At 67.9% G+C, this 5691-nt stretch carries 5 protein-coding genes and 1 rRNA gene; all 6 read right to left on the bottom strand.

Features of this window, described 5'->3' with window-relative positions; genetic code table 11:
• Window positions 1–40: 40 nt before the first annotated feature.
• The 6 genes from E2E34_RS30355 to rrf all read right to left on the bottom strand — a co-directional run bounded on the left by E2E34_RS30355 (window position 41) and on the right by rrf (window position 5683).
• Window positions 41–847, bottom strand: coding sequence for a DUF881 domain-containing protein (locus E2E34_RS30355; RefSeq protein ID WP_138905073.1), 807 nt, complete (start codon window positions 845–847; stop codon window positions 41–43).
• A gap of 5 nt (window positions 848–852) precedes the next feature.
• Complete coding sequence (locus tag E2E34_RS30350; protein ID WP_023543062.1) at window positions 853–1185, bottom strand: small basic family protein; 333 nt, start codon at window positions 1183–1185, stop codon at window positions 853–855.
• On the bottom strand, window positions 1182–2102 hold the full coding sequence (locus tag E2E34_RS30345) for a DUF881 domain-containing protein (protein ID WP_138905072.1): 921 nt from the start codon (window positions 2100–2102) through the stop codon (window positions 1182–1184). Before E2E34_RS30345 ends, E2E34_RS30350 begins: the two co-directional genes overlap by 4 nt.
• Window positions 2103–2199: 97 nt before the next feature.
• Window positions 2200–4695 (bottom strand): mannose-1-phosphate guanyltransferase, encoded by a 2496-nt coding sequence (locus tag E2E34_RS30340; RefSeq protein WP_138905071.1) that lies wholly within the window; start codon window positions 4693–4695, stop codon window positions 2200–2202.
• Window positions 4696–4811: 116 nt separating this feature from the next.
• Entirely contained in the window at window positions 4812–5420 is a 609-nt protein-coding gene (gene clsA, locus E2E34_RS30335; RefSeq protein WP_138905070.1) for a cardiolipin synthase ClsA, read from the bottom strand.
• A 146-nt stretch (window positions 5421–5566) separates the two neighbouring features.
• Window positions 5567–5683, bottom strand: a 5S ribosomal RNA gene (gene rrf, locus E2E34_RS30330).
• Window positions 5684–5691: the final 8 nt, after the last annotated feature.

The following is a 5691-nucleotide window of genomic DNA, read 5'->3' as shown; positions in this document are numbered from 1 at the left end:
ACCTCATGCCCTTGTCCCCGTGCCCCCATGCGCCCCCGCCTCACCGCGATGACGACTGAGCGTAGTCAGGCTGCTTCGCCGGTCGCAAGGCGTCCACAACGATCTTCTGCGAGCGCGTCACGGTCACGACGGCCCGCTCCTCCTCCAGCGTCTGGACAACGCCGCCGGGGATGTTGAGCGCCGGCTCCAGATCCTGCGGCTTCCCGATCACCTCGAAGCGGTACGGCGCGGTGACCTTCTTCCCGTCCACCTGTACACCGCCGCCACTGTCGAGGAAGTAGGTGTCCGCGACCACCCGGACGTCGTTGATCTGGATCGCCTCGGCACCCGCCGCGCGCAGTTCCTGGATCGCGTCCAGCAGCATGTCCGCCTCCACCGTGGAGTGCGGATCCGTGATCGTCAACCTGATTCCGGGACCCTGCGCCGCCACCGTGCCCGCCAGGACACCCAACTGACGTTCCTTCTCCAGCGTCTGCCTGCGCGCCTCTTCCGCCTGGTCCGAGCTGTTCTCCAGCTCGGTCTTCTGGTCGTCGAGCTCCTGCTTCTCGTCCTCGAGCCGCTGCGTACGGTCGTCCAGCTCGTCGAGGATGCGCACGAGGTCCTCCTGCCGGGCTCCTCGCAGCGCGCTGTCGTCGCTGTTCGACCGGACCTGGATGGCGAGCCCGAGCCCGAGCACGAAGAGCAGCAGCGCCACGATCAACTGCGCCCGTGTGACCCGCGGCGGCCAGAGCCCGGCGAGCAGTCTCTGACGCCCCGTCGCCGGCCGCTGTGCGACCCGCTCCTGAGCCGGGACCTGTGCTTCTTCTTCCTCGTCGCGCCGAGGGTTGGGGTTGTCCTCTGTACTCATCTGCCTCACGCCCGGAACACGTGGCGTCGAATGGCCGCCGCGTTGGAGAAGATCCGGATGCCGAACACCACGACCACACCCGTGGACAGCTGTGCGCCGACGCCCAACTTGTCGCCCAGGAACACGATCAGGGCCGCCACCACGACGTTGGAGAGGAAGGAGACCACGAAGACCTTGTCGACGAAGATGCCGTCGAGCATGGCCCGCAGGCCACCGAAGACCGCGTCGAGCGCCGCCACGACGGCGATCGGCAGATACGGCTCGACCACCGCCGGCACCTCGGGCCGGACCAACAGTCCGACCACGACTCCCACGACGAGGCCCAGTACGGCGATCACGATGTGCCCTTCCCTGAATTGGCCGCGGCCTGCCCGGAACCCGCGACCAGCGGCTCTGCTGTACGTACGATCAGGCTCGGCGCGGCGGGCAGCCGGACCTGTTCCTGAGCGGAAATGCTGGTCCTGATGCCATAGCTCTCCTGCAGGACATGCAGGTACTGGCCGTCGGCACTGTCCTGGAACGCGGTGCTCAACCGCTGCCCGTCCCCCACCGCCAGCACCGTGTACGGCGGCACCAGCGGCCTGTTGTCGACCAGTATGGCGTCGCCCGCGGCCCGGATCGCCGACAGGGACGTCAGCCGCTGCCCGTTGATGGCCACCGCTTCGGCGCCCGAGGACCACAGCCCGTTGACGATCCGCTGCATGTCCCGGTCCCGCAGCCGGCCGGTGTCGGAGAAGCTGGTGCTCTCGCGCGGCCCGCCGCCGCCCTCTTCGGTGTCCTTGGCGTCGTCCACGACGAGCTTCACGCCGCGCCCCTGCACCGCCGTGGCGCCGGACAGCAGCGCCACGAGCCCGCCCTGGTTCCCGCCGTGCTCCTGCAGCGCCTTGCGCTGCCGCTCTCCCACGTCCGCCCGGAGCCGGTCGACGTTGCGCTCCAGTGCGTCCGCCGCGGAGGTCTCCGCCTCCACCCGGTCGATGAGCTCCTGGCGCTCCTTGGCGATCACCGGCGCCTCTATCCGCGCCTGAGCCGCACCCACCGTCACGACCAGGGCGGCCAGCACCAGGCCGGCCGCCAGTCCGAGCTTCGCGCGCAGCGTGCGCGGCATGCCCGCGGTGCCGTCGGCCTGCCTGCGAGCGGTCGCTTCCGCGTACCCGTCGTCGAGGCTGTGGTCCATCACATTGGTCAGCAGCGACATGGACGCGTCGGGGCGCCGGGGTGGCGGAGACGTACTCCGATCAGGGGACTGCTGCGACATGCCGCACATCGTCGCACGCCGTGGCGGCTACCGCCGAATGGCCCCACCGGTGTGCCGGACGGCGTCGTCCCACGCCGTCCGGCACACCGCTCACACCTCAGTGACCTGCGCTGTCAACAACCGCCGACCACTCGTCGAGGAGCGCCTGGGCCGAATCGTCGTCGGGCCCTTCGGCCCACAGATGGGTGACGGCCTCCGCCGGGTCGGGCAGCACCATCACCCATCGCCCGTCCGCCTCGACCACGCGCACACCGTCCGTGGTGTCCACGAACCGGTCTCCGGCGGCCTCGACCACGCGGCGCATCACGAGTCCCTTCACGGCCCACGGCGTGGCCAGATCCCGCTTGAGGACATGGGCTCGCGGTATCCGCGCGTCGATCTGGCTCAGCGTGAGCTGTGTCCTGGCCACCAGTCCGATCAGCCGCACGAAGGCGGCGGCGCCGTCGAAGACGCTGCTGAACTCCGGAATGATGAAGCCGCCGCGCCCGTCGCCACCGAAGATCGTGGACTCCTCACGGCCGACCCGCGTCAGGTCGTCCGGCGAGGTGGTCGTCCACTCCACCTGCGTTCCGTGGTACGCCGCGACCTGCTCGGCGATCCGGGTCGTGGTCACCGGCAGCGCGACCCGGCCACTGCGACGCTCGGCCGCCACCAGGTCGAGCATCACCAGCAGCGCCCGGTCGTCCTCGATGATCCGACCGCGCTCGTCCACGAGCGACAACCGCTCACCGACCGGGTCGAACCGAACGCCGAAGGCCGCCCGCGCCGAGGCGACCATCTCCCCGAGCCGCACCAGACCGGACCGCCGGGAGTCGCTCGTCTCAGTGGGCCTGGACTCGTCCAGACCGGGATTGATCGTGAGCGCGTCGACCCCGAGCCGTCCGAGGAGGCTGGGCAGCACGAGACCGGCGCTTCCGTTGGACGCGTCGACGACGACCTTCAGCCCCGCGTCGGCGATGCCCGTGACATCCAGGTTCCGCAGCAGCGACCCCGTGTAGGAGTCGAAGACGCTGGCCGGGAAGTGCAGGTCCCCGATCTCGCCCGGGAAGGCCCGCCGGTACTCCTGCCGTGCGAAGACCCGGTCCAGCTTGCGCTGCCCCGCCTGCGACAGGTCGGCGCCCCGCTCGTCGAAGAACATGATGTCGACCGAGTCCGGCACACCTGGAGTCGTACGGATCATGATGCCGCCGGCGCTGCCGCGCGCCGTCTGCTGACGTGCCACGGGCAGCGGCACGTTCTCCAGGTCGCGTACGTCGATGGCGCTCGTCTGGAGCGCCGAGATGACCGCCCGCTTCAGCGCACGCGCACCACGCGAGTGGTCACGGGCGGTGGTGACCGTCGCCCCCTTCTTCAGCGTGGTGGCATACGCGCCGGCGAGGCGTACCGCCAGCTCGGGGGTGATCTCCACGTTCAGGATTCCGGAGACACCGCGGGCCCCGAAGAGGTGCGCCTGCCCCCGCGACTCCCAGATCACCGACGTGTTGACGAACGCTCCGGCCTCGACCGTCTTGAACGGGTAAACCCGCACATTGCCCTGAACAATCGATTCCTCACCGACGAGGCACTCGTCCCCGATGACGGCGCCGTCCTCGATCCGCGCGGCCCGCATGATGTCGGTGTTCTTGCCGATCACGCAGCCACGCAGGTTGCTGTGCTGCCCGATGTAGACGTTGTCGTGCACGACGGCCCGGTGGAGGAACGCCCCGCTCTTGACGACGACGTTCGACCCCACGACGGTGTGCTCGCGCAGCTCGACGCCGGCCTCGATCTTGGCGTAGTCGCCGATGTAGAGCGGCCCGCGGAGCACCGCGTCCGGATGCACCTCCGCGCCTTCGGCCACCCAGACACCGGGAGAGATCTCGAAGCCGTCGAGATCCACGTCGACCTTGCCCTCGAGCACGTCGGCCTGCGCCTTGACGTAGCTCTCGTGGGTGCCGACGTCCTCCCAGTAGCCCTCGGCGATGTAGCCGTAGATGGGCTTGCCTTCCTTCATCAGCTGAGGGAAGACGTCACCGGACCAGTCGACGGAGACGTCGGCCTCGACGTAGTCGAAGACCTCGGGCTCCATGACGTAAATGCCCGTGTTCACCGTGTCCGAGAAGACCTGCCCCCACGTGGGCTTCTCCAGGAACCGCTCGACCTTCCCCGCCTCGTCCACAATCGTGATGCCGAACTCCAGAGGGTTCGGCACCCGGGTCAGGCACACCGTGACCAGTGCGCCCTTCTCCTTGTGGAATCTGATCAGGTCGGTGAGGTCGAAGTCGGTGAGGGCATCGCCGGAGATGACGAGGAAGGCGTCGTCCTTCAGCGCTTCCTCGGCGTTCTTCACGCTGCCCGCGGTGCCGAGTGGCTTCTCCTCGTTGGCATAGGTGAGCTCCATTCCGAGCTCTTCGCCGTCACCGAAGTAGTTCTTGACGAGCGAGGCCAGAAACTGCACGGTTACGACGGTTTCACTGAGCCCATGCCGCTTGAGCAGCCGCAGCACGTGCTCCATGATCGGTCGGTTCGCGACCGGCAGGAGAGGCTTGGGCATGCTCGAGGTCATGGGGCGAAGGCGAGTGCCTTCACCACCAGCCATCACGACGGCCTTCATGTCGGGAAAGTCCTCCTCGAAGAGACGACGGTCTAGCCGACTTCACCCGTCCGGGACTGCCGCGAGGGGCATCGTGCGCAGACAATCCGGCGCTGACAGCGCCGCGATCGACAGGCTCAATCGGCCGCGGTCTCCGCCTTCACCAGCCGGCGGACCTGGACCACGTAAAGGATTCCTGCCCACCAATACAGAGTTGTACCCCATCCGGCGAACGCCCATCCGAAAATAGCAGCCAGTGACGGCAGCCACCCGCTTCCGTCACTGAGAAGCAGCAACGGGAAGGCGTACATCAGGTTGAAGGTGGCTGCCTTGCCGAGGAAGTTCACCTGCGGCGGCGGATAGCCGTGCTTGCGGAGGATCCCCACCATGACCAGCAGCATCAGCTCGCGTGCCAATAGGGCGGCGGTGAGCCACAGCGGCAGGATCTCGCGCCAGGTGAGGCCGAGCAGCGTGGAAAGGATGTAGAGCCGGTCGGCAGCGGGGTCGAGCAGCCGCCCCAGCTTGCTGATCTGATTCCAGCGGCGGGCGAGCTTTCCGTCGAGATAGTCGCTGATGCCACTGAGCATCAGCACCAGCAATGCCCAGCCGTCGCTCTTGGGCCCACCGAACACGGGCAGGAGAATCAGCCACAGAAACAGTGGCACGCCGGCGAGGCGAGCCATGCTGAGGATGTTCGGGATGGTGAGTACCCGGTCCGTCTGAACGCGGGTCTCCTGGACCTCCACCCGGGGGCCTCCTGAGGGAACGTGCCGATGATGCGCCCCCGACCCTACCCTCAGCCACGGCCCCCGGGCACACAGGGGTCCGGGGACCGGTCCTGGAACGCAGGAAAGCCCCGCACCATAAGGTGCGGGGCTTTCCCACAATGATTGTTCGGCGGCGTCCTACTCTCCCACAGGGTCCCCCCTGCAGTACCATCGGCGCTGAAAGGCTTAGCTTCCGGGTTCGGAATGTAACCGGGCGTTTCCCTAACGCTATGACCACCGAAACACTATG

The organism is Streptomyces albidochromogenes (assembly GCF_005981925.1).
In the GTDB taxonomy this organism is placed as follows: Bacteria; Actinomycetota; Actinomycetes; order Streptomycetales; family Streptomycetaceae; genus Streptomyces; species Streptomyces albidochromogenes.
This window is presented reverse-complemented; position numbering and strand designations above follow the sequence as displayed.